The 21,875-nt window shown below is 31.0% G+C and carries 19 protein-coding genes; 2 read left to right on the top strand and 17 right to left on the bottom strand.

Annotation, left to right across the window (positions count from 1 at the left end):
* The 17 genes from AWE51_RS02760 to AWE51_RS02680 form a co-directional block, all read right to left on the bottom strand.
* Positions 1-1,365, bottom strand: coding sequence for an MBOAT family O-acyltransferase (locus AWE51_RS02760; protein ID WP_157766007.1), 1,365 nt, complete (start codon positions 1,363-1,365; stop codon positions 1-3).
* 91 nt (positions 1,366-1,456) lie between these two features.
* Positions 1,457-1,696 carry an acyl carrier protein gene (locus AWE51_RS02755; protein ID WP_066309113.1) on the bottom strand — a complete coding sequence of 80 codons (240 nt, stop codon included), beginning with the start codon at positions 1,694-1,696 and terminating at the stop codon, positions 1,457-1,459.
* Between the two features lie 32 nt (positions 1,697-1,728).
* Entirely contained in the window at positions 1,729-3,213 is a 1,485-nt protein-coding gene (locus AWE51_RS02750; RefSeq protein WP_066309107.1) for an amino acid adenylation domain-containing protein, read from the bottom strand.
* A 16-nt stretch (positions 3,214-3,229) separates the two neighbouring features.
* Positions 3,230-3,802, bottom strand: a complete 573-nt coding sequence (locus AWE51_RS27165; protein ID WP_066309105.1) for a serine O-acetyltransferase — start codon at positions 3,800-3,802, stop codon at positions 3,230-3,232.
* Positions 3,803-3,812: 10 nt separating this feature from the next.
* A complete protein-coding gene (locus tag AWE51_RS02740; RefSeq protein ID WP_066309103.1) occupies positions 3,813-4,934 on the bottom strand; it encodes a glycosyltransferase family 4 protein in 1,122 nt (373 codons plus the stop codon).
* Position 4,935: 1 nt separating this feature from the next.
* Entirely contained in the window at positions 4,936-6,045 is a 1,110-nt protein-coding gene (locus AWE51_RS02735) for a glycosyltransferase family 4 protein (RefSeq protein WP_066309101.1), read from the bottom strand.
* Between the two features lie 2 nt (positions 6,046-6,047).
* Entirely contained in the window at positions 6,048-7,601 is a 1,554-nt protein-coding gene (locus AWE51_RS02730; RefSeq protein ID WP_082832287.1) for a lipopolysaccharide biosynthesis protein, read from the bottom strand.
* A gap of 28 nt (positions 7,602-7,629) precedes the next feature.
* Positions 7,630-8,799, bottom strand: a complete 1,170-nt coding sequence (locus AWE51_RS02725) for a glycoside hydrolase family 88 protein (RefSeq protein WP_066310930.1) — start codon at positions 8,797-8,799, stop codon at positions 7,630-7,632.
* 21 nt (positions 8,800-8,820) lie between these two features.
* The gene (locus tag AWE51_RS02720; protein WP_066309099.1) at positions 8,821-9,753 is read right to left on the bottom strand and encodes a hypothetical protein; all 933 of its coding nucleotides are present in this window, start codon (positions 9,751-9,753) and stop codon (positions 8,821-8,823) included.
* Between the two features lies 1 nt (position 9,754).
* Positions 9,755-11,101, bottom strand: coding sequence for an MBOAT family O-acyltransferase (locus AWE51_RS02715; RefSeq protein WP_317041813.1), 1,347 nt, complete (start codon positions 11,099-11,101; stop codon positions 9,755-9,757).
* A gap of 117 nt (positions 11,102-11,218) precedes the next feature.
* Complete coding sequence (locus AWE51_RS02710) at positions 11,219-12,412, bottom strand: polysaccharide pyruvyl transferase family protein (RefSeq protein WP_066309092.1); 1,194 nt, start codon at positions 12,410-12,412, stop codon at positions 11,219-11,221.
* 35 nt (positions 12,413-12,447) lie between these two features.
* A complete protein-coding gene (locus AWE51_RS02705; protein WP_066309090.1) occupies positions 12,448-13,455 on the bottom strand; it encodes a glycosyltransferase family 2 protein in 1,008 nt (335 codons plus the stop codon).
* Entirely contained in the window at positions 13,452-14,573 is a 1,122-nt protein-coding gene (locus AWE51_RS02700; protein ID WP_157766006.1) for a glycosyltransferase, read from the bottom strand. The genes AWE51_RS02705 and AWE51_RS02700 overlap by 4 nt, the downstream gene beginning before the upstream one ends.
* A 23-nt stretch (positions 14,574-14,596) precedes the next feature.
* Positions 14,597-15,727, bottom strand: a complete 1,131-nt coding sequence (locus AWE51_RS02695; RefSeq protein ID WP_066309086.1) for a glycosyltransferase — start codon at positions 15,725-15,727, stop codon at positions 14,597-14,599.
* A gap of 19 nt (positions 15,728-15,746) precedes the next feature.
* Positions 15,747-17,027 carry a nucleotide sugar dehydrogenase gene (locus AWE51_RS02690; protein WP_066309083.1) on the bottom strand — a complete coding sequence of 427 codons (1,281 nt, stop codon included), beginning with the start codon at positions 17,025-17,027 and terminating at the stop codon, positions 15,747-15,749.
* 33 nt (positions 17,028-17,060) lie between these two features.
* Positions 17,061-18,059, bottom strand: a complete 999-nt coding sequence (locus tag AWE51_RS02685; protein WP_066309082.1) for an SDR family oxidoreductase — start codon at positions 18,057-18,059, stop codon at positions 17,061-17,063.
* A gap of 255 nt (positions 18,060-18,314) precedes the next feature.
* Entirely contained in the window at positions 18,315-20,321 is a 2,007-nt protein-coding gene (locus AWE51_RS02680) for an alpha-ketoacid dehydrogenase subunit alpha/beta (RefSeq protein WP_066309080.1), read from the bottom strand.
* A gap of 253 nt (positions 20,322-20,574) precedes the next feature.
* On the opposite strand from AWE51_RS02680, the gene AWE51_RS02675 reads away from it, so the two are divergent.
* Both AWE51_RS02675 and AWE51_RS02670 read left to right on the top strand, forming a co-directional pair.
* Positions 20,575-21,525, top strand: coding sequence for an isopenicillin N synthase family dioxygenase (locus AWE51_RS02675; protein WP_066309079.1), 951 nt, complete (start codon positions 20,575-20,577; stop codon positions 21,523-21,525).
* 12 nt (positions 21,526-21,537) lie between these two features.
* Positions 21,538-21,867, top strand: a complete 330-nt coding sequence (locus AWE51_RS02670; RefSeq protein ID WP_066309077.1) for a translation initiation factor — start codon at positions 21,538-21,540, stop codon at positions 21,865-21,867.
* The last annotated feature ends 8 nt before the right edge of the window (positions 21,868-21,875 follow it).

The following is a 21,875-nucleotide window of genomic DNA, read 5'->3' as shown; positions in this document are numbered from 1 at the left end:
CTAAAATTGAAAATATATAAATGTCTCAGCACTTCTTCCAAAAAACAATATCAATATAAAAATAAAGATATAAGAAAACCATCGTATGTAAATATTGTATTTACTGATCTCAAAATCATGTTTTTTCTCTCGATTTATCCACTCTATACAAACATAGAGAGCGATTAACAACGTTGTAAATAATACTGTACCATTTAACAACGACGTAGGAAAATCAAACAAACTTTTAGAAAAGATCTTCTTCAAGTACTCGAATGCTGTACCTACATTACTAGCTCTAAAAAAAACATCGGTTAGCATAATAAGCACAAACAATGATAACATTTTTAGTAATTCTTTTATTGAGGGCAACCATTTTCCTATAGCCACAATTTCTGATGTATTCATTTTACCTGAATACACTAGCGGTATAAAATAGATACCATGTAAAAAACCATAAACTACAAAAGTCCAATTTGCTCCATGCCAAAATCCTACTAATACAAAAGTTGTAATAATTGAAAGTATAAGTCCTCTTTTTTGCCATCTTCTCCAGGTAAAAGATAATGGCGTAAAAACATAATCCATCATCCAAGTTGTTAATGAAATATGCCATTTTCTCCAAAAATCACTAATATTTGTTGAAAAGAATGGAGTAGAAAAATTACGCATTAACTGAATGCCAAATAATTTGGAGACCCCTATAGCCATATTTGAATATCCTGAAAAATCAGCATATAACTGGATAGCATAAAAGAAAGTCCCTAATATTAATGCGCTACCTGGTTCATTCTCATAATTATTATATATTAAGTTTGCAACAGTAGCACAATTTTCTGCGATAACTATTTTGGCAAACAAACCCCATAGTATTTGTCGTAAACCATCAACAAAGACTGGGTATGAAAATGATCTTTTTTCTTGAAGTTGCGGAATAAATGCTGCTGCTCTCTCTATTGGTCCTGACAGTATTTTTGGAAAAAAAGTTACAAAAATCGAAAAATCAAGAAGATTTTTACTGGGTTCTATTTCTTCATTAAATACATCTATTAAATATCCTAAAGTTTGAAATGTAAAAAAGCTTATTCCTAGTGGTAATAGTATTCTTAGAGCACTGTATTCTGATGTATTTCCGAAAGCACTTAAGAGTTCAAAAAAACCTTCGTAGAAAAAATTAAAATATTTAAAATATAACAGAAGCCCTACATTAAATATCAATCCTAAGTATAAAAAAACACTTCTTTTTCGATCTTCTTCACTTTCATGTATTTTTAATCCTAGAAAAAAATTAAGCAATGTACTTACAACCAACAAGGCTAAAAATCTCCAATCCGCCCAAGCATAAAAAAATACACTTGCTCCCAGCAAAAGAATATTTTGAGACACACAGGATTTTTTTAAGACAAACCAGTATACTAGAAGTACCGGTAGGATAAAAATTACAAAATCAAAAGAATTAAAAACCACTTTGTTTCAGTTATATTTTACTTTGAATTACAGAAATCAAAGATCCCATATTCTTTAATTTATTTAAATCTCTAAGCTTAAAACGAATATTAAAATGCTCTTCAATCTCAGTTATAATCATCATGTGCGATAAAGAATCCCACCCATCTACATCCTTAGCCGTAAGTTCGTCATGCATCTCGAAGTTATTGTGTTCTAATACAGAAACAAGAACATCACTTACTCTTTCTTTTATTATACTACTTTCCATGATATCGTAATGTTACTTTATATATCCTAATTTTAATTAAACATTTCCTTTAGTTTTTTCCTATCTGTTTTTCCATTTGTATTTAATGGAAAACTATCAATGAACCTTATTTGTGTAGGTATCATATATTGTGGCAATCTATTTTTTAGATCCTCTATGAGTTGTTTTGTATCAAAAGCTGTTGATTCTATAACTAATCCTATTTCAGTATTATGAATACTATTTATAAATGCAACAGCTACACTGTTTTTTTTATCTAAAACTGTTTTAGCATGAAATTCTATTTCGGACAATTCGACTCTGAAACCTTGAATTTTTGCTTGAAAATCAACTCTTCCTAAATATAAAATATCCCCTTGATCATCTACAGTACAAAGGTCTCCTGTTCTATAAAACCTAACTTTTTTCCCTTCATGTTCTTTATCAAAGAAAACTTCTTTGTTTTTTTCTTCATTTTTCCAATATCCTGGTGTAAGTTGAGCCCCACTTAAGCAAAGCTCCCCTTTTTCCCCTATTCCTACTTCATTATTATCTTCATCAACAATAATTGTAGTTGTATTCTTCATATCCTTACCAATAGTCAAAACACCATTATAGGTTTTGTTTTCACTATCCCGTTTATAGGTATAATCTGTACAAAAAATCGTGCACTCTGTTGGACCATACACATTTGCAATAGTTGCATTAGGTATGCACTGACTCCACTCTTGAGTAACATCCAAAGGTAATGCTTCTCCGCAAAAAAGACTAAACTTCATCGCCGGACAATTAATTTCATCAAAATAAGGGCGTAAATAATGTAAAATTGAAGGAACCATAAGTGCAAATGTAAGCTCATGATCTTCCATTAATTCAAAGATGTAACTATATTTTATTTCATCTTTTGGTATGGTATAAATACACGCTCCTTTAAGTATGGGAGCTAAATACGACATTACAGATAAATCAAAAGTTAGCTCAAACATCTGCAGACATCTATCTTTATTGGTTATTTCATAACCAAGGTCCCAAAATGCATCTATAAATCCAGATAAATTACCAAAGGTAATAGGTACCCCTTTTGGCGTTCCTGTAGTCCCAGAAGTAAAAAATATATACGCTAATTCATTTGGTCCTATTTGACGAGGTGTTAAGTTAATTTCTGCAATATCTAATGTATTAGATTGGATAGTTTTAAACTGGTCAAAAACTTTATCAGTTGAAGAATCTAAAATCGAATTAATTTCAGCTTGTTTTATAACTGTATGATTTCTACTCTCAGGAAATTCAGGATTTAGCGGAACATAAGCTTTACCTTCTAACCACAAAGCTATAATTGAAGCATATGTCTCGATATCATCATTTGTTATTAAACCTACTGTACTATCATTCTCACTAATATGATCTTGTATGCCTTTTCGAATATTAGAAATCACTTGTGCAAACTCTTTATAGGTGTAAAAAGTATCGCCAAAATAAAAAGCATTCTGGGTATCGTTTTTTTCTATAGCTTCTTGTATGTCTAAAAGTAAGTTCATCACATTTTAATTAGTCTTACACTCGTTTTCCGTCTCTTTTAACAATTTTGGCAGGGTTTCCGACAACAACACAATTATCTGGAATATCTTTTACTACAACCGATCCTGCACCTATGTCACAATTATTTCCTATGGTAATATCACCAATTACAATAGCTCCTGTATAAATTGACACATTATCCCCTATAGTTGGCCTTTTTCCTTTAACAGCTCCAACTGTAACTAAATGATTCACGAAAAAATTTTCTCCTATGTGATCTGCATTTAAAATTGTACTATATGGATGCCCTGTTAAAACCCCACCTCCTAATTTTGTGGTGATGTCAATTTTGAAATACTTTTCTTTTCTACAGTATAAATTAAGTATATGCGCAACAATTCCTCTTGTTCTAAAATAAAAAATAGACCTAAAATCTGTTGAATTAGTCAATAACGTCAATAGTATAGAAACAGAACTTCCTTTAAGGCTCTTTTCCATTTTCCACCTATTTATATCCTTATCTATAATAGCTTTATTACTACTTAGTTTATAAAGAATAATGTGTGGTATCAAAAAAAACTTATATAAATTCGAAATTAATCTTCTCATTTTTTAAATTTTATTTTGTTTTTATTTCTGTAAACATCTTTTCCCAAAGATTCATTACTTCATCTAATTTATACTTAGCAGCATTCTCCCGTGCCTTCTTCCCCATTTCTTTTAACCGTTCATCATCATCTATCAGTATTTGTAATTGATCTGCAAAGACTACATTGTTATATATAGGTATTAATATACCATTCTCTTCATTAATAATATTTCGGGGACCATTAGGGCAGTCGAAAGAAACAATAGGTAAACCACAAGCCTGAGCTTCTAATAATACAAGAGGAAAACATTCATTATGGGAACTCATTGCAAAAATAGAAGATGCTAACATTTTTTCTTGTATTTTATCGGTAGAACCTTTTAATACCACAACCTCTTGCAAACCATAACCCTTAATTTTGTTTTTTAACATTTGCACATAATCCGGCTCACCTTCTCCATAAATATGCAATTGCCAATCTTTATTCTTTTGAAAAAAGATAGACCATATATCAATCAACAGATCATATCCTTTTACGTGTGCTATTCTTCCTGCAGCAATAACAACTTTATTAGATAATGCCGAAATTGTTTTAGGGTAAAACGTTAGTGGGTTAGGAATAACAGTTGTATTATTTGATTTATAATATCCAACCTCGTCCTTATTTAAAACCACTAACTTGTCGTATTTACGCTCTACAAAATCTGCAAATTTTAAAAAGTACTTTTTTTGTAAATTTCGTGGATTCTCCCGATGTACTAATTCTATTGATTTTGAGTAATGAAACTCTTTAACCTTTGGGATTTTTTTATTGATAAACGGAATAAAATAAGTATCCGTACTATGACTACATACAACAACTACCTCTGGATTGATTTTTTTAATCTTTGATTTTAATCTCTTTATATGACCAGGGACTTTTTTTAAATTGACTGGGTGAAAATATGATTTTCGTCTGTTATAATTTACATTAAGATCATAAAACGCAATTGTATCTTCAAAAAAATAACAAGATTCTTTATCTTTTTGTTCTGTAGTAATGATATGAACATCATTGTTTTCGTTCATAGCCAGGTAGTTTGCTTTAATAGAAAGAACTCTTTCAATTCCACCATGCAAATACACCTGATCAATAATGAAAACTATTTTCATTTTACTTATTCTTAATCAAATTAGTAAATAATTCATCCCATTGTTTCGCTATCTTCTCTGGAAGATATTTCTCTATATCTTTTCTAGCATTTTCTCCCATTTTTTTCCTTTTATCACTATCATTTATTAACGATTCTATGCCTTTTGCTAATCCTTTAATATCCCCATTTTCTACTAATATTCCGTTTTTATTATCTGAAATAATATCAGATGGGCCAAATGGACAATCAAATGATACACAAGGTACGCCATATGCCATTGCTTCTATCAAAACCATTCCAAAACCTTCATATCTTGACGGCATAACATAAACTGATGCCTCTTGGTATTGTTTTTCTATAGTCTTTGTAGGAGGAAAAAACGATACGCTTTCGCTTATTTTTAAGGAATCAGCCAATTCCTCTAATTTTTCAGAAGGTTCTATTTTTCCGTAGATATCTAATTGCCAATCTGGATATGTCTTATTCACTATTTCCCATGATTTTAGCAATCGATCATATCCTTTTTGGTAACATTGCTTGCCTACTGCTAATACTTTTTTATTGCTCAAGTTACTAATATTCTTTTCTGGATAAAAAGAGAGTGGATTAGGAATAACTTCGAGGTTTTTTAGATTCCAATCATTGATATTACCATTAGTTAATACAACGAATTTATCAAATCTCTTGGCTAAACTATTCATTAAAGTATTTTTTAGTTTAACTGAAAGTTTTTTAATAAAAGATGCCGATTCACTTTGTAACGCTACATTTTTAGACACATGTCTTTCATATACTTTAGGGCAAGGGTTTTTTATAAGAAGCGGCAAAAAGAATCCTTTCAGTCCATCATCACATACTAAAATCACGTCTGGATTTACCTCTTCAACAATCGCATTAATTTTTTTCTTGTATGTGCTTAAATATTTGATTGGATTGCCCACAACAGCAATGTCATGATACTGTAGTTTAGTACTAAAATCGTAAAAAAGTGCTTCATCTCCTTGATTTAATGTTAGAATATGCACCTTATACCCGTAATGATCTGCTAAATAACTAGCTTTGATAGACAATACTCTTTCTAGTCCACCTGATCCACATATTTGATTGGTTATGTATAGTATCGTCTTCAAAATCAGTTCTTCTTAATTTTCTTTGTTATCGAATAATATGATGCCATGAATGTCTGCGTAACTTTTGCAAACTCTGGAGTTTTTCTATAAAATAGTATGATTATAAGATTAGGAATTAGTAAGCAAAGAATTGCTTTAACTATTAAATTGATCAAAATTGAAAAGTCACAAAAAAGAGCTAGATAATATGTTAGTGCACCAGCAAAACTAATCACGCCAATGTATATTAAAAACTTCTTTAAATATACAATAGGGGGTATTTTTAACCCCAGTTTAAATACAATATATGGATCATACCAAAAATTAGTAACTAATCTAGATAAAGCAGTTGCCAATAAGATCCCTAACAATCCATACCAGTGGCCCAGTGTAAACGAAAAAGCTAGATTAAGGATCGCTGTTAAAATCACTAAATACTTTCCTTCATTAAAATACCCATAGGTAGTTTTAAACGTCCAAATAGCATTTTGCATTCCTACCATAAAAAAATTAATAGCCAACATTACTGCTATAGATAGCGGTAGCGTAAAATCTTCACCAACCCATAGTGTAATAAAATCATTCATTAGGATAATTATACAAATACTACAAAAACCATAAATCCAAAAATTTGCGAGATTTACCATATTAAAAATCTCGTATTGTTTTTCTTGACTTTCTATAGCATTTACTTGTGCAATACTTGCAGAGATATTTGTAAAAACCTGAGATATAAATGTTGACAAAAGGCCTATAAGCATTGTATAATTAGACATATATCCTAATAATACCAATCCCGAAAAATAATTAATAATAATATTATCGGTATTGTTGACCATAACACCACCAACTCTAATTAAAAATGTTGCTTTTGCATTAGAAATGATTTGTGATTTAATAACTTTATCAATCTTTTCCTTTTTAAATTCTTTTAAAAACGGATACATTTTATCTACTATAAAAGATATAGTAACGTTACCTAAAAATTGTAAAATAAGCTGAGTAACCAAGTAATAAATAAAATTCTGGGAAACTACTAATACAATAATCTGTATAATATTTTGAACTATATAAAATGCTGCATAATTAACAGCAACTACATAGTTACGTTGGTCTGCATTAAGCAAAGCTGTTTTGTACGAAAAAAAGTAAGTAGATGCTGTATTAAATAGAAAAAACAAATAAAGCAGTGATAAATCCTCTACAACAGTAACAGGTTTTTCTTCAACAATTTGATTTAAAAAAGGAATGACACATAATCCAATAATAAAAACCGCTAGTCCAATACTTACGTATACCTTTTTATACAACCTCATTATGGTTGCAATAGCCTGCTTGTTTTTCTCTGCAAGAGGTTTGTATAAAGAGTAAACAAAAGCCGTTCCTATACCTAACTCTGTTAAACTTAATATCGAAAGTATACTACTAAAAAGTCCATTTATTCCTAAATACTCAACGGCTAAGTAGTTTATAAAAACTGTTCTGCTCACAAATCCAACCACAGCTTGTAGTAACTGGCCTACAAAGCCAGCGCCTATATTGCGGATTGAATTCATTGTTCGAGAATCAGTATTCATAAAATATCAATTAGTTGATTAACTTTCTCTATTTTTTTGTTGTATTCTCTAATTCGGTTGTTAAACGAATTACTAGTCCTTGTACAAATGGCATTAGATCAAATGTTTCTGCATAAACCCCAATTCCTTTGGTATCTCCTTGACAAAAGTCTACAACTCCATCTCTTCTGGTAACTTTCATAAGGCTTGTAACACAATTATCCGCTGCTTTATAGTATTTCTCTTCTCCTGTTATCTTGTAAGTAGTTAGAAACAACAGCCCAGCGAGTGTTGTTATCGACGAGTCATGTCTGGTTTGAATACTTAATACAGAATGGAAGCTGCCATTTGGTTTCTGGAAATTAATTAAATCTGCTGCAGTTTTAAGAATCAATTCTTTGATATATTCTCTATCAACATGGTCTTCTGGCAATTCTGCGTATGTATCTATAAGCCCAATAATAAACCAACCAGAACCTCTACCCCAACCATAAATACCCAAGGGCATATTTTTTTTAATCTCAAAAGCATGTGCTGGTAAAAAAGGTTTTTTAAGTAGTGCTTTTTCTACATAAGACTTGATTTGTAATATGGCAAGGTCAATATACTTTGGTTCATCAAAATTTTTACCATAAAAAGTAAGGAAAGGACAAATAAAACCTATCGTATCTACAAATCTAATGTCTGGAATAAAATCTCTATAAAAAACCGTTCCGTCATCACCTTTACAGTTTTCGATTAATGTAATAATTTCATCTAAAGCAGGTTTAAGTTCTATAGCATTTTCTGTAGTCTTAGTGAGTGCATAGGCTAATATTGCACCATCTACATGTTGTGGAATATTTTTCCATTTCCTTGTATTTTTATCGATTCTAGCGTCAATAAAATATTTTGTTTGTTCTTCTGCATTATCTGTTAATAAGGCTCCAAATAATACTCCTGCTTCTTGCCATGATTGGATCGTCGTGCTTCTATAAAGTCCTTTGATCATATCCTTAACAACATACCGCTCATTATCGGTTAATTTAACCGTAGGCGTTTTCTTTAACCATTTAAGATTAACTGCCTGTATATTTTTAAGCCAATTGGAGCGATCTGTCCATCTTCCTATTTTTATTCGATAAAAAACACTACGATAATACAAGAATACATCTACTCCTACTATTGTTATAAGCAATAGAGATATTAACACAAAGAAACCACAAATAATATATATCATAATCATTAATTATTCTTTAATCTATTTTCCAAATATTTCTTTTGATATTAAATCCGAAAAATAATCAGATCCAATACCACTTAAATGATGGGGGTCTTTATAATAGTTTTTATCAAGTGCTAATTCTGTATAATCATATACCAAAACTTGATGTTGTACTAACTCTTTTTTTAAGCCTTCGAATTCGTTAAGCATTTTAGTATTAACACAATTCTTGTAATTTGTTTCTAAAGGAGAGGCTATCAGATGTAGCTTAATATTTCTTTTAGAAAGCATATCTTTTATTTTAAAAAGATAAGCAGTTTGTACCTTAGAGTTTTTTTCTTGTCTTCCATACTTCATACAAGCATTCTTAATAATTATATCATTCTCCTTTGCCGTGATTCTACCATACCTTTTGTAGCTACCCACAAAAGGTAGGTCATGAATACTAATTTTCCCTCGAAGATATTTAAGATTAAGTTTCATCGTTTTAAAGCTCGGAAACCCTAATTTCCAAACTAAAAAATTATAGGTATAAAACTCTGATGTTTCAAAATCTTGAGAAGGAGTGTCATCTATTTCAAAAAGCGCATAACGTGTTACAAAAGTTGTATAATTAGTATTACTAGCATCTAGAGTAATGCTATCTTGTCCAACTTGAAAATTATGATATGAAAAACCTAATAAAACGTCTTTTATATTATTCTTATTTTCTAATAAATACTTTAGTTTATAATATGTTAAGCTATAGGGTTCTGATGAATTGGCAATATTGTAAGCATTATTAAACTTGTTAGGATCTAAAGCAACTTCTAGATGAGAATCTCCCAAAATTAAAGTTTCAGTAGTACTTAAATTAATTGCTTTTTTAACAGCCTTTTTAAGGATATAGCCATTAGCTAGTGATATAACGATAATAAATACACCGGTATATAAGGCAAAAACTGCTATTTTTTTTAAAAACAACTTCATATTAAAACTGAAAATAAATAAATTCTGTTTGTTGATTTTCCATATACTTTGTAAATACCAAAATGATGAATAGTATATAAATCACATACCGTATTGGCAGTGCAACTTTATATTTTTTAATTAGTAAAAACGGATTTTGATCATTTTTACTTAACCACTCTAATCCAATTAAAAGTCCTATCCAGATAAACCACATATTGTATGTTGCTTCTCCCACAACACCTATTTCACCAAATGATTTTGTAAACATATATCCTATATACTCAAAGGCACTACCTACAGTTTCTGCTCTAAAAAACACCCAAGCTATGGTAACACTAACAAACGTATACGCCATAGAAAACATATTCTTAAAAGAGGGCAGTAACCCTGTTTGGTCATCAAGGTTATTTCTGTTTAGGTTAAACAAAAACAATGGTATATAAAGCACTGCATGAATAGCTCCCCATACAATGAAAGTCCAGTTAGCACCATGCCAAAAGCCACTTACCAGAAATATAGCTGCTATATTTCGAAGTGTAATCCATTTCCCAAATTTACTTCCTCCAAGTGGTATGTAAAGATAATCTCTAAACCATGTAGATAAAGATATATGCCATTTTCTCCAGAATTCTGCAATATCTCTCGCAAAATATGGCATTTTAAAATTGGTCATTAAATCAAACCCAAACAACCTAGCGGTACCAATAGCAATATCCGAGTAGCCTGAAAAATCTCCATAAATCTGGAATGCAAAACATACAGCTCCTAAAATTAAAGCACTAGAAGATACATCTTGATAGTTCTCAAAAACACTATTAACAACAATAGAACAGTAGTCTGCGATTACTACTTTTTTAAACAATCCCCAAAGAATTAGTTTTAACCCTGAAATGGCTTTATTATAGTCAAATCTTCTTTTTTCATAAAACTGTGGAAGTAAATTAGTTGCTCTCTCAATCGGACCAGCTACTAATTGTGGAAAAAAACTTACAAACGCAAAAAACATGACAGGGTCTTTACAAGGCTCTAACTTTCCTCTGTAAACATCTATCGAATAACTCATTGTCTGAAATGTATAAAAAGATATACCTACAGGCAGTATAATATCCAGAGTTAATGTATCAAATTGATATCCTATACTGTTAAATGCTTCTGAGAATGAATCTGCAAAGAAATTAAAGTATTTAAAGAATCCTAAAAAACCAAGGTTGACCAATAAACTTAGGCCCAACCATCTCTTTTTTTCCTTTTGAGAAGTACTTCTAGATATTTTTAATCCACTGGTATAATCTATAAAAGAACTAAATGCTATAAGAAACAGAAATCGCCAATCCCACCAGCCATAAAAAACATAGCTAATGACCAAAAGATATATATTCTGAGATGCTATTTTTTTAACAAAAATCCCCCAATATAACGCAAAGGAAATTATCAAAAAAATGAAAAAATCTATAGAGTTAAATAACATAAATGAGCTATAACATTATTTGATAAGGTCTGCTATTTCTCTTGCCGCAGGTACTACTCTACCTTTATATTCTGGCATCATTTTAATTAAATGTTCTCTAACATCATTTTCTCTTACAGCAAAAGATTTGAACTGTTTAATCAGATCGTCCTTTTCTTTTAATGACTGTACCGGAAAAACATATCCTTCTTGGGTTCCAAATAAATCATGTGCAATACCTCTAGCTTTAACAGAATATCCAACCACTAATGTAGGAACACATTGAGAGTATGCTGCAATAGATGCATGTGTTCTTGCTGTAATAAGAATGTTACATTTAGAAATCACATACTTAAGTTGCATCGAGTTTAAACTATCGTCTTCCGCGACAAAAACCAATCGACCTGAATCTTTGAATTTATCATACAGTCTTTTTAACGGAATTCTATCATCATTATGATCCCACATTACATGAGGAATAAGCGCTATTTGATGATCTGTTTCATTTATTAAATAATTGACAAGCTCAGTGTAATTTTCGAATGCAGCTCCACCTTTAGTTTCGTATTTCGTAATTAAAGGACTCAAATTAATTCCTATGGTATTTCCTTCTTGAAAACCTTTTGGAAGATCCATTTTTTGAGTTTCTAACAAAAATGCTGGATCTGGGCAAAGTCTTGCTCCTGTTACTCCTTTATCTAATAATGCATTATAGGTAATAGTCTCTCTTGCATATACAAATTTGTATTGTTTTAGATCATTAACCATTCGCTCATCCATAGCATCAGGCTCTATTGAACAACCCCATAAAATAGTATTTGCGCCGTTTTCACGAATATGATTATTCATAAAATAAATATGCTCTGGAGAACCGTAACAATAATTATCACCCCCAATAGATAATGCAAGTGTATTTGGGCCTGCATTTTTAAAAACATTTCGGTACGCTACTCTATCAAAGTAGTCTTTATCTCCTAATAGTTGTCTTTTAAATGTACCGATAATATAGTCCGAAGAAAATTTCGAGTTTAAAGGAACAAGTTCCTCCATTATTTTACATTCTTTATCAAGACCTGCACTTTCATCTTCATACTTTCTTCTTGAGAATAAAATATTCTCTTTAAAAGTATTTGGCATGGCCTCTGACATTATGTTTAGGGTAGATCTTACAATAGCCTCACATCCGTGGTTACCACTCCCTCCATGTGGGTACATAATAAGCTTGTTCATAATAAGTTGTTTAATTGATCGTCTTTATTTTTTATCTATAATAATTTTGTAATAAATAAATAAGGCAAGGATAATTTATGTTTCATTAAAAAAACTATCCAGTTTGCATATTTTTTTGGTTCAATAAAAGTGTAACTTTCTACTAAAGAGGGGGAATTTAATAATTTTTTTAATTTACTTTTCTTTTCGCTAAAACTTAAAGATGAATCTCGAGGGATCGCAGCAAAGTCATTATAACCACAATCAAACATTCTTTGATGCAGTAATGCTTTAAAACGAAGACTATCCATTTGTTTTGTCTTTAAAAAAGTTAAAATTTCAGCATGTAATCTTTCTACAATTTGAAATTTATCGTCTAATCTTTTACTTGATAACGAGTTAGTATTATCTTGAATATAACACCAATATACTTCATTTGTAATAACCACCTTAGATATTAACCTTAAATATTCTAAATTGAATAATAAGTCTTCACCATATGAGAGTGAGATATCAAAGAGTATATCATTTTCAAGTAAAAGCTCTCTTTTAAATAACTTATTCACAGGTCCAAACATCAAGAACTTATCAAATAATTGAAAAAACACATCTTCATCAGGGTGCTTTAAATCAATTATATGATTTCCTGCTTCTTCATAACCTAATTCTTGTAATTCATTATTTAAAGATTTTATTCCACAGATTACAAAGTCAACATCATCTTCCTTTTTTATGCAATTATATAGTACCTCTATATATTTGGGAGTCATAAAATCATCACTATCCAAGAATTGAATAAATTCTCCTTTTGCAGCTTTAAGTCCAGTGTTTCTGGCATTAGAAACACCTCCATTAGGTATATCTATGATTTGAATCCGAGAGTCTTTTTTTGCGAAATTCTCACAGATAGATAAACTCTTATCTTTTGAACCATCATTCACTAAAATTACTTCTAAGTTGTGATATGATTGATTACATATAGAATCTATACATCTATCCAGATATTTTTCTGAATTGTATATCGGTACAATTACACTTATTAAAGGAAGCTCCTGAGTACTCATTCCCATAAAGTTTTTATTTGATGAATAGTTTCTTCGATATCAAAATCTTTACTACGCTTTATACTTTTCTCTTTATAAAACTCGATAAGTGATTGATCGTCCAAAATTTTCTTCAATCCAGAATACAAAGCCTCTTCATTATTTTCGGTAATTAATCCATACACATTATCCCCTAGCAATTCACTCATTCCTGAACAATTGGTTGCTAGTATAGGTTTTTCTAAAATAAGAGCTTCTGTTACTACAGTACTAAAACCTTCTGAACGAGAAGAACAAATAAACATATCTGAAGCTTTAATAAAGGCATATGGGTTTGATTGAAATCCATGAAGCGTTACAATACTATCTAAATTATGTTTTTGAATATATGTTTCTAATAGCTCTCTTTGCGCTCCTTCTCCTAATATCCAAAGTTCAAATTTATACCCTTCATTATTAAGGCGGTTAACGATACTTAATAAACGATCATATCCTTTTTGATCCTCAAGTCTTCCTACTGTGACCAATCGTAAAATTTCTTTTTCTGGAAGAGAAATTTTTTCTTTGGATTTATTTATAATCTTTTTTTGATCAACAGGATTATATCTTACCGTAAGTCTATCTGTAATATCAAATTTTCTTGAAAAAGCATCTTGAACACTTTTGGAAACGCTTACTATATGATCAAATTTCTTATAACAAATTTGTTCTTGTTTTAAATCTTTATAAGCAATATCTGTCCAATGATTGGCTTCTAAATCAATATGTACCCAAGCTATTTTTTTTGATTTAGTATTGGTAGATCCGCTAATTATTTTTGTACTGTATCCCTCTATAAAAGCTACTTCTACGTCATAAGTTCCTTTTACAAACCATTTATAAAACAAAGTAGGAGAAAAATTATGATAAGAAAACGAAATAAACTTATTAAGCATTTTAAAAAGTAGTTTATTTAAAAAATTCTTCTTAGTAAACCCTTGATAAATTGTTCTATACGTTACATCTGAAGGATAAATAGATGCATCAAAAGAATTATTTAAAACACTATACAATGTGATATCGTATTTGTCTTTATCTAATTTGCCTAATAAAGTTTGGAGTACTTTTTCTGCTCCACCTCCATAAAGGCTATTAATCATAAATACTATCTTAATTTTTGAACTCATAACAATTCTTCGATATTATTTACCATAGTTTTAATATTAAAACCTTTACTTCTTTCTTTACTTTTTATGGCATAATGTGTTCTTAATGATTCATCTTCAAGTATTTTTTTTAAATCCACATATAAACTTTGGGTATTATTTTCAGTAATGATACCATATTCATTATCATTTCCTAGTAATTCTTTCATCCCAGAACAATCTGTGGTAATAACAGGTTTTCCTAAAATCAATGCCTCTGTTACTACGGTACTAAATCCTTCTGATCGTGAAGAGCATACAAATACATCTGAATTATTAATAAATGGGTATGGATTCTTTTGAAATCCTTTTAGTTTTACAATATCTTGCAACTTATATTCTTTGATATAATCTTCTAATATTTTCCTTTCTGGTCCCTCCCCTACAATCCACAATTCAAAATCTAAACCATCAGATTTCAATTTAAAAATCACTTCTAACAAGCGATCATATCCTTTCTGCGGTACGAGACGTCCTACAGTAATTAATCTTACCTTATTATTATTTTCATTAAATGATTGTTCTTTTGCCTTGTCAATAATACTCTCTCTATCTATAGGATTATATTTAACAATTAGTTTTTTTGTAATATTAAATTTTTCAGAGAATGCCTTCTGTACGCTCTCTGCTACACTCACAATATGATCATAACAGAGATAGGCATTTTTTTCTTCTTGTAAATTTTTATACTGTGTTTCTGTCCAATTATTAACCTGCAAATCTGTATGAATCCAGGCTATTTTTTTTGATTTTGAATTTGAAGAACCAGCAATAATTTTGGTAGCAAAACCTTCTATAAAGGCTATTTCGATATCAAATTTTTCTTTAAAACAATAGGAATAAGCAGTTTTTGGAGGTAGTTTTCTTATAAGTTTATATTTGAGACCATACCATTTTTTTTGTAATGTTGTTTTATAACTACTTTCTGGAGCCAAAACACTTTTATATGTACAAATGTTGGATAGGTAGTCCTTATACACTCCTATATTGACCAAAGAACATACGGTTATATCATATTTAGATGCATCTAAATTAGCAACGAGATCTGTAAGAACTTTTTCAGCTCCTCCTCCAGAAAGACTTTCTACAAAAAATAAAACTTTTTTCATTTAATAAACAAGAGTCTATTTATAATCTTCCGTGTACCTCTTCTCCTAAAATTCCTTTTACATCATATAAAACACCATTAGGTACTAATAATTCTTGAAGGTCAATATCTAAAAATTCTTTATGTGCTACCGTTAAAACAACCGCATCGAACTTTTTATTTGGCAATTTGGTTGTGGTATCAAGATTATATTCATGGTTTACCTCTTCTGGATTCGCCCATGGATCAAAGACAGTTACATTTGTACCATAACTTTTTAGATTCTCTATAACATCTACTGCCCTAGTATTTCTAACATCTGGACAATTTTCTTTAAAAGTGATTCCTAAAACCAACACATTAGCTTCTTTAATTCTAATATCATGCTGTACCATCAATTTAATAACCTCTGAAGACACATATTGCCCCATACTATCGTTTAATCTTCTTCCTGCTAGAATTATCTCTGGATGATACCCAAATTCTTGAGCACGTTGTGCTAAATAATATGGGTCTACACCTATACAATGACCTCCTACAAGACCAGGCTTAAAAGGAAGAAAGTTCCACTTAGTCCCAGCGGCTTCAAGGACATCATTTGTGTCAATATCCATTAGATTAAAAATCTTAGCTAACTCATTAACAAATGCTATATTGATATCTCTTTGTGAATTTTCTATTACTTTGGCAGCTTCTGCTACTTTTATAGTAGGTGCTAAATGGGTACCTGCCGTAATAACTGAAGCATATAATGCATCAACTTTTTTTCCTATTTCTGGTGTTGACCCCGCTGTAACCTTTAGAATTTTTTCTACAGTATGTTTTTTATCTCCTGGATTAATTCGTTCAGGAGAGTAGCCTGCATAAAAATCTTTATTAAAAGTCAAACCACTAACTTTTTCTAGGACAGGTATACATTCTTCTTCTGTTACCCCAGGATATACTGTAGATTCGTAAATTACAATATCTCCTTTTTTTAAAACCTGCCCAACAGTTTCACTAGATTTATATAATGGTGTAAGGTCTGGCCTGTTATTTTTATCTACTGGAGTAGGAACTGTAACAACAAAATAATTACAATCTTTTATATCTTCTAAATTATTAGAACAAAACAAACCAATAGTATCATTTGCTGAAGTTTTCAAAACTTTTTTTAATACATCGTTTTCTACTTCTAATGTCGCATCTAATCCAGAATTTAATTCGTTAATTCTATTTTCATTTATATCGAATCCTACTACTGAGTATTTAGTTGCAAACAATCTTGCTAGAGGTAATCCTACATATCCTAATCCAATAATGGCAATTTTAATATCCTGCATGTAACCGTATTTATTTTATAAGAAATTTAAAGATTATTTAAGGTTCTCCCAATACCATTTTACTGCTTCTTTTAAACCTGATTTAATATCAAATTCAGGAGCATAACCAAGAAGATTTTTTGCTTTATCAACAGATGCCAATGAATGTGGCACATCTCCCTTACGTTCGGGTCCAAATTTTACATCAACATTTGCAATATCGGCATCATACTCAGACAAATATTCTTTTAACAATGTTGTTAACTCATTTAATGTAGTACGCTCTCCAAAAGCAGTATTATAAACATTGTTTAACGCCTCTGAATTATCAGAAACTATTGCTCTTAGGTTCATTTGGACAACATTATCAATGTATGTAAAATCTCTTGAAAATGATCCATCGCCATTAATCATAGGAGATTCATATTTCATAAATTGCATAACAAACTTTGGAATTACGGCTGCATATGCTCCATTTGGATCTTGTTTACGTCCAAAAACATTAAAATAACGCAGTCCTACAGTATCTAGATCATAGGTTTTTTTAAAATTATCTGCATACAACTCATTTACATATTTCGTTATGGCATAAGGTGATAATGGTTTTCCTATTTTTTCTTCTACTTTAGGCAATGCCTTAGAATCGCCATAGGTCGAAGAGCTAGCAGCATATATAAAACGTTTTACTCCTTTATCTCTAGAAGCCACTAACATATTAAGAAATCCACATACGTTTACATCATTGGAAGTAATAGGGTCATTAATTGATCTTGGCACTGATCCTAATGCTGCTTGGTGTAAAACAAAATCTACATTATCACAAGCATTTAAACAATCATCCAAGTTTCTAATATCACCTTCTAAAAAGGTAAAACTAAAATTACCTTGCAGATCTGCTATGTTCTTTCTGTGACCAGTAGCAAAATTATCAAAACCTACTACAGTACTCCCAATTTCTAAAAGTGCTTCACAAAGATTAGACCCAATAAAACCGGCAGCACCGGTCACAAGTATTTTAGAAGAACTAAGTAGTTCTAGTTGTTTAGCATTCATAAATTATATTTTAACTCCCTGTTTTTAAGTCCCAAAGACTACAATAAATTATAGTCGCCGCGAAATTAAGATTTCCATGACTAACAAACAACATAAGTTAAAGGGGATTTTACCCCTAATTAGAATTCGTTTGGTTTCATATACAAAACGTTGTGCGCAAGAACAAAGAACTGAACACAAAATACTATAAATCAGTATTTTAAATAGAAACGCGTTTTTTATTAACAATAACGTTTTCATAAATTAGAATTAGAATTAGTAAGCGACCAAATTCAATAATTCTTCTTCAAATCTGCGCTTTCCTAAATACTGTTCTTCTAGATTTTTATCAAAAGGGATCGGTGTCTCTAAACTTCCTACTCTCTTGACCGGAGCATCCAAAGAGGTGAAGCAATTTTCCATAATTAATGCAGAAATATCAGAAGCTATACCACCAAATAAAGAATCCTCTTGTAAAATTATGACTTTTCCTGTTTTATTAATTGATCCAAAAATTGCAGTTTCATCTAAAGGTTGTAATGTTCTTAAATCCAAAAGATCAACAGAGATTTGTGGATGTTTATCAAGTATTTCTAATGCCCAATGTATACCTGCACCATAACTAATGATAGTAATATCATCCCCTTTTTTAACTAAAGCAGCTTTTCCCAGAGGTAGATTGTAATATCCCTTTGGAACTTCTTGACGAATAGTCCTGTACAAAGCTTTGTGTTCAAAAAACAATACCGGGTTAGGATCTTCTATAGCAGTGGCAAGAAGCCCTTTTGCATCAACAGGAAATGCAGGATATACGATTTTAAGTCCTGGAGTTTTTGTAAACCAAGCTTCGTTAGTTTGACTATGAAACGGACCTGCGCCTACTCCTGCTCCACAAGGCATTCTGATCACTACATCTGCGGATTGCCCCCATCTATAATTAGATTTTGCTAATAAATTAACTATCGGATTAAATCCTGAAGACACAAAATCTGCAAACTGCATTTCAATTACAGCCTTACTTCCATTTATAGCCAGACCATATCCTGTAGAAACGATTCCAGACTCACAAATAGGCGTATTACGAATACGTTGTTTTCCAAATTGTTTTACAAAACCCTCGGTTATTTTAAAAACACCTCCATATTCTGCAATATCTTGCCCCATAATAACGAGGTTATCAAAACGCATCATTGACTCACCAAGACTATCTGAAATTGCATCAATTAATCTAAGTTCATGAGTCTGATTTGATGCCGGAATATTATAATACTCAAAAGGACTAAAAACATCACCCAGTTCCCTATCTAAATCAACATCAACAGTAGTTTCATTATTTGCCTTTTCCCAATTTGAATCAATTTCTTTTTTTATTTTTTCACGATATTCCTGATCATTTTTTTCTGAAAGAATATCATTATTTAAAAGGTAGTTCTTATAATTCTCAATCGGATCTTTTAACGCCCATTCGGCTATCAATTCATTAGGAACATATTTAGTACCACTAGCTTCTTCATGACCTCTCATTCTAAACGTCTTAAACTCTAGCAAAATTGGTCTGGGATTTAATCGCATGCTTTTGCAAAGTGTATTTACTTGATCAAAGACCTCTATAATATTATTACCATCAATAATATGTGACTCGATACCGTACCCTTTACCTCGGTCTGCAAGGTTTTCACAATTGTACTGTTCTTTGGTAGGTGTCGACAACCCATAACCATTATTCTCAATACAAAATAAAACTGGCAACCCCCATACTGACGCAATATTTAGTGCTTCATGAAAATCACCTTCACTAGTACCTCCTTCTCCTGTAAATACAGCAGTAACCTTTTTATCCTCTCGTAACAAATTACCCAAGGCAATACCGCAAGCTACTCCCATTTGAGGCCCTAAATGAGATATCATCCCTATAGTTTTATATTCTTGAGTACCAAAATGAAACGAGCGATCTCTTCCTTTGGTAAATCCACTTAATTTACCTTGCCATTGTGCAAAAAGACGATAAAGAGGAATATTTCTTGTTGTGAATACACCCAAATTGCGATGCATTGGTAACACATACTCATCTTCATTTAGCGCAGAGGTAACCCCAACAGATATTGCTTCTTGCCCTATACCGCTAAACCATTTAGAAATTTTACCTTGTCTAAGCAATACCAACATTTTTTCTTCTATCAACCTAGGTTTAAGCATTTTCTGATAGAGCGATACTAGTTGATCATTGCTATATTCTTGTCTATTAAAATCTAATTGTATTTTTTCTTTTGAAATATGCTCCATAAGAGAAAGTTAGTTACGTAAATGTAATTATTTTTATTTCAGAACTTATTGCAGTATGTGATTATTATTAAGTAGTTGTTAATTTAACCTAAACAATTCTACGAATTAGTTAAATTTACTATTATTTTCGGATTATAGATTCTGAAATAGTTAATTTGATTGATAACAACTGTTGTTAAATTTTTTGAAGACAATAAAGTATTTTTACACAAAATACACTTATTTTTAGTTCTTCAATATTAAGAATAAACAAATGAATAATATACCAAGTGTTGATTTAGCTGATTTTTTGGCTGATGACCCTTCACGCAAACAGAAATTCGTAAATGAAATAGGAAAAGCCTATGAAGATATTGGTTTTGTTGCTTTAAAAAATCATTTTTTAAGTGACCAACTCGTAGATAACTTATACAATGAAGTTAAAGCTTTTTTTGCATTACCTCTTGAGACTAAAGAAAAGTATGAAATAGAAGGACTCGGTGGTCAACGAGGTTATACTTCATTCGGAAAAGAACATGCCAAAGGAAAAAAAGAAGGTGACCTTAAAGAATTTTGGCATTTTGGCCAAGAAGCTTCTGCAGATGCAAATTTAACAGAAGAATATCCTCCTAATGTTTCTGTAAATGAATTAAAAGATTTTAATGCTACTGGAATGGAAGCATATAGAATGCTTGAAAAAACAGGTATTTACGTCTTACGAGCTTTATCTTTATATATTGGTCTTGATGAACATTATTTTGATCATTGGGCGAGTAATGGTAATAGTATATTACGCCCTATTCATTACCCCCCAATAAAAGAAGAACCAAAAGGAGCCGTTCGGGCTGGTGCTCATGGAGACATCAATCTAATTACTCTTTTAATGGGTGCCTCTACAGGAGGGTTGCAAGTACAACGTAAAGATGGAGAATGGATCGATGCTATTCCGCAAGAAGATGAATTAGTTATTAACGTTGGTGATATGCTAGAGCGTCATACCAATAATAAGCTAAGATCAACAATACACAAAGTAATAAATCCACCAAAAGAACAATGGGGGCAACCTAGATATTCTATTCCTTTCTTTATGCATCCAAGAAGTGATATGAAATTAAACTGCCTTGAGGAATGTATTTCTGAAGAAAACCCTAAGCAATATGATGATATTACTGCTGGAGACTTTTTACATCAACGATTAGTAGAAATTGGGTTAATTAAAAAATAATATATAGTATAGATGGATTTAAAAGATCAATTAAAAAATCTATTCCCCGATCATAAAGAGGAAAAAGAAATTTCAAATGATGACCTACAGGATCAAATTTGGATGCAAGAAGATCCCATTATCTGTAAATACGAAAAACGCAAAGGAAAACCTATTACTATATTAGAAGGATATACTGGTGCAGATGAAGACTTTAAGAAATTAGCTAAAGACCTAAAAACTCGACTTAGCGTTGGTGGAAGTTTTAAAAATGATAGTATAATTATTCAAGGGGATTACAGAAATCAAATCATGGATATTCTTAAAGAAAAAGGTTTTAAAGTTAAACGAGTAGGCGGATAAATACATTT

It is taken from the genome of Aquimarina aggregata, from assembly GCF_001632745.1.
GTDB lineage: Bacteria > Bacteroidota > Bacteroidia > Flavobacteriales > Flavobacteriaceae > Aquimarina > Aquimarina aggregata.
The sequence above is the reverse complement of the archived record's forward strand: the minus strand, read 5'-3'. Positions and strand labels throughout refer to the sequence as shown.

Excerpts from the sequence above, each read along its gene's own strand:
- AWE51_RS02680 (WP_066309080.1), bottom strand. The coding sequence starts at position 20,321 with ATGGAGCATATTTCAAAAGAAAAAATACAATTAGATTTTAATAGACAA.
- AWE51_RS02740 (WP_066309103.1), bottom strand. The coding sequence starts at position 4,934 with ATGAAAATAGTTTTCATTATTGATCAGGTGTATTTGCATGGTGGAATT.
- AWE51_RS02710 (WP_066309092.1), bottom strand. The coding sequence starts at position 12,412 with ATGAACAAGCTTATTATGTACCCACATGGAGGGAGTGGTAACCACGGA.
- AWE51_RS02695 (WP_066309086.1), bottom strand. The coding sequence starts at position 15,727 with ATGAAAAAAGTTTTATTTTTTGTAGAAAGTCTTTCTGGAGGAGGAGCT.
- AWE51_RS02670 (WP_066309077.1), top strand. The coding sequence starts at position 21,538 with ATGGATTTAAAAGATCAATTAAAAAATCTATTCCCCGATCATAAAGAG.
- AWE51_RS02750 (WP_066309107.1), bottom strand. The coding sequence starts at position 3,213 with ATGAACTTACTTTTAGACATACAAGAAGCTATAGAAAAAAACGATACC.
- AWE51_RS02755 (WP_066309113.1), bottom strand. The coding sequence starts at position 1,696 with ATGGAAAGTAGTATAATAAAAGAAAGAGTAAGTGATGTTCTTGTTTCT.
- AWE51_RS02720 (WP_066309099.1), bottom strand. The coding sequence starts at position 9,753 with ATGAAGTTGTTTTTAAAAAAAATAGCAGTTTTTGCCTTATATACCGGT.
- AWE51_RS02705 (WP_066309090.1), bottom strand. The coding sequence starts at position 13,455 with ATGAGTACTCAGGAGCTTCCTTTAATAAGTGTAATTGTACCGATATAC.
- AWE51_RS02725 (WP_066310930.1), bottom strand. The coding sequence starts at position 8,799 with ATGATATATATTATTTGTGGTTTCTTTGTGTTAATATCTCTATTGCTT.
- AWE51_RS02700 (WP_157766006.1), bottom strand. The coding sequence starts at position 14,573 with ATGATTAATAGCCTTTATGGAGGTGGAGCAGAAAAAGTACTCCAAACT.
- AWE51_RS27165 (WP_066309105.1), bottom strand. The coding sequence starts at position 3,802 with ATGAGAAGATTAATTTCGAATTTATATAAGTTTTTTTTGATACCACAC.
- AWE51_RS02730 (WP_082832287.1), bottom strand. The coding sequence starts at position 7,601 with ATGAATACTGATTCTCGAACAATGAATTCAATCCGCAATATAGGCGCT.
- AWE51_RS02685 (WP_066309082.1), bottom strand. The coding sequence starts at position 18,059 with ATGAATGCTAAACAACTAGAACTACTTAGTTCTTCTAAAATACTTGTG.
- AWE51_RS02690 (WP_066309083.1), bottom strand. The coding sequence starts at position 17,027 with ATGCAGGATATTAAAATTGCCATTATTGGATTAGGATATGTAGGATTA.
- AWE51_RS02675 (WP_066309079.1), top strand. The coding sequence starts at position 20,575 with ATGAATAATATACCAAGTGTTGATTTAGCTGATTTTTTGGCTGATGAC.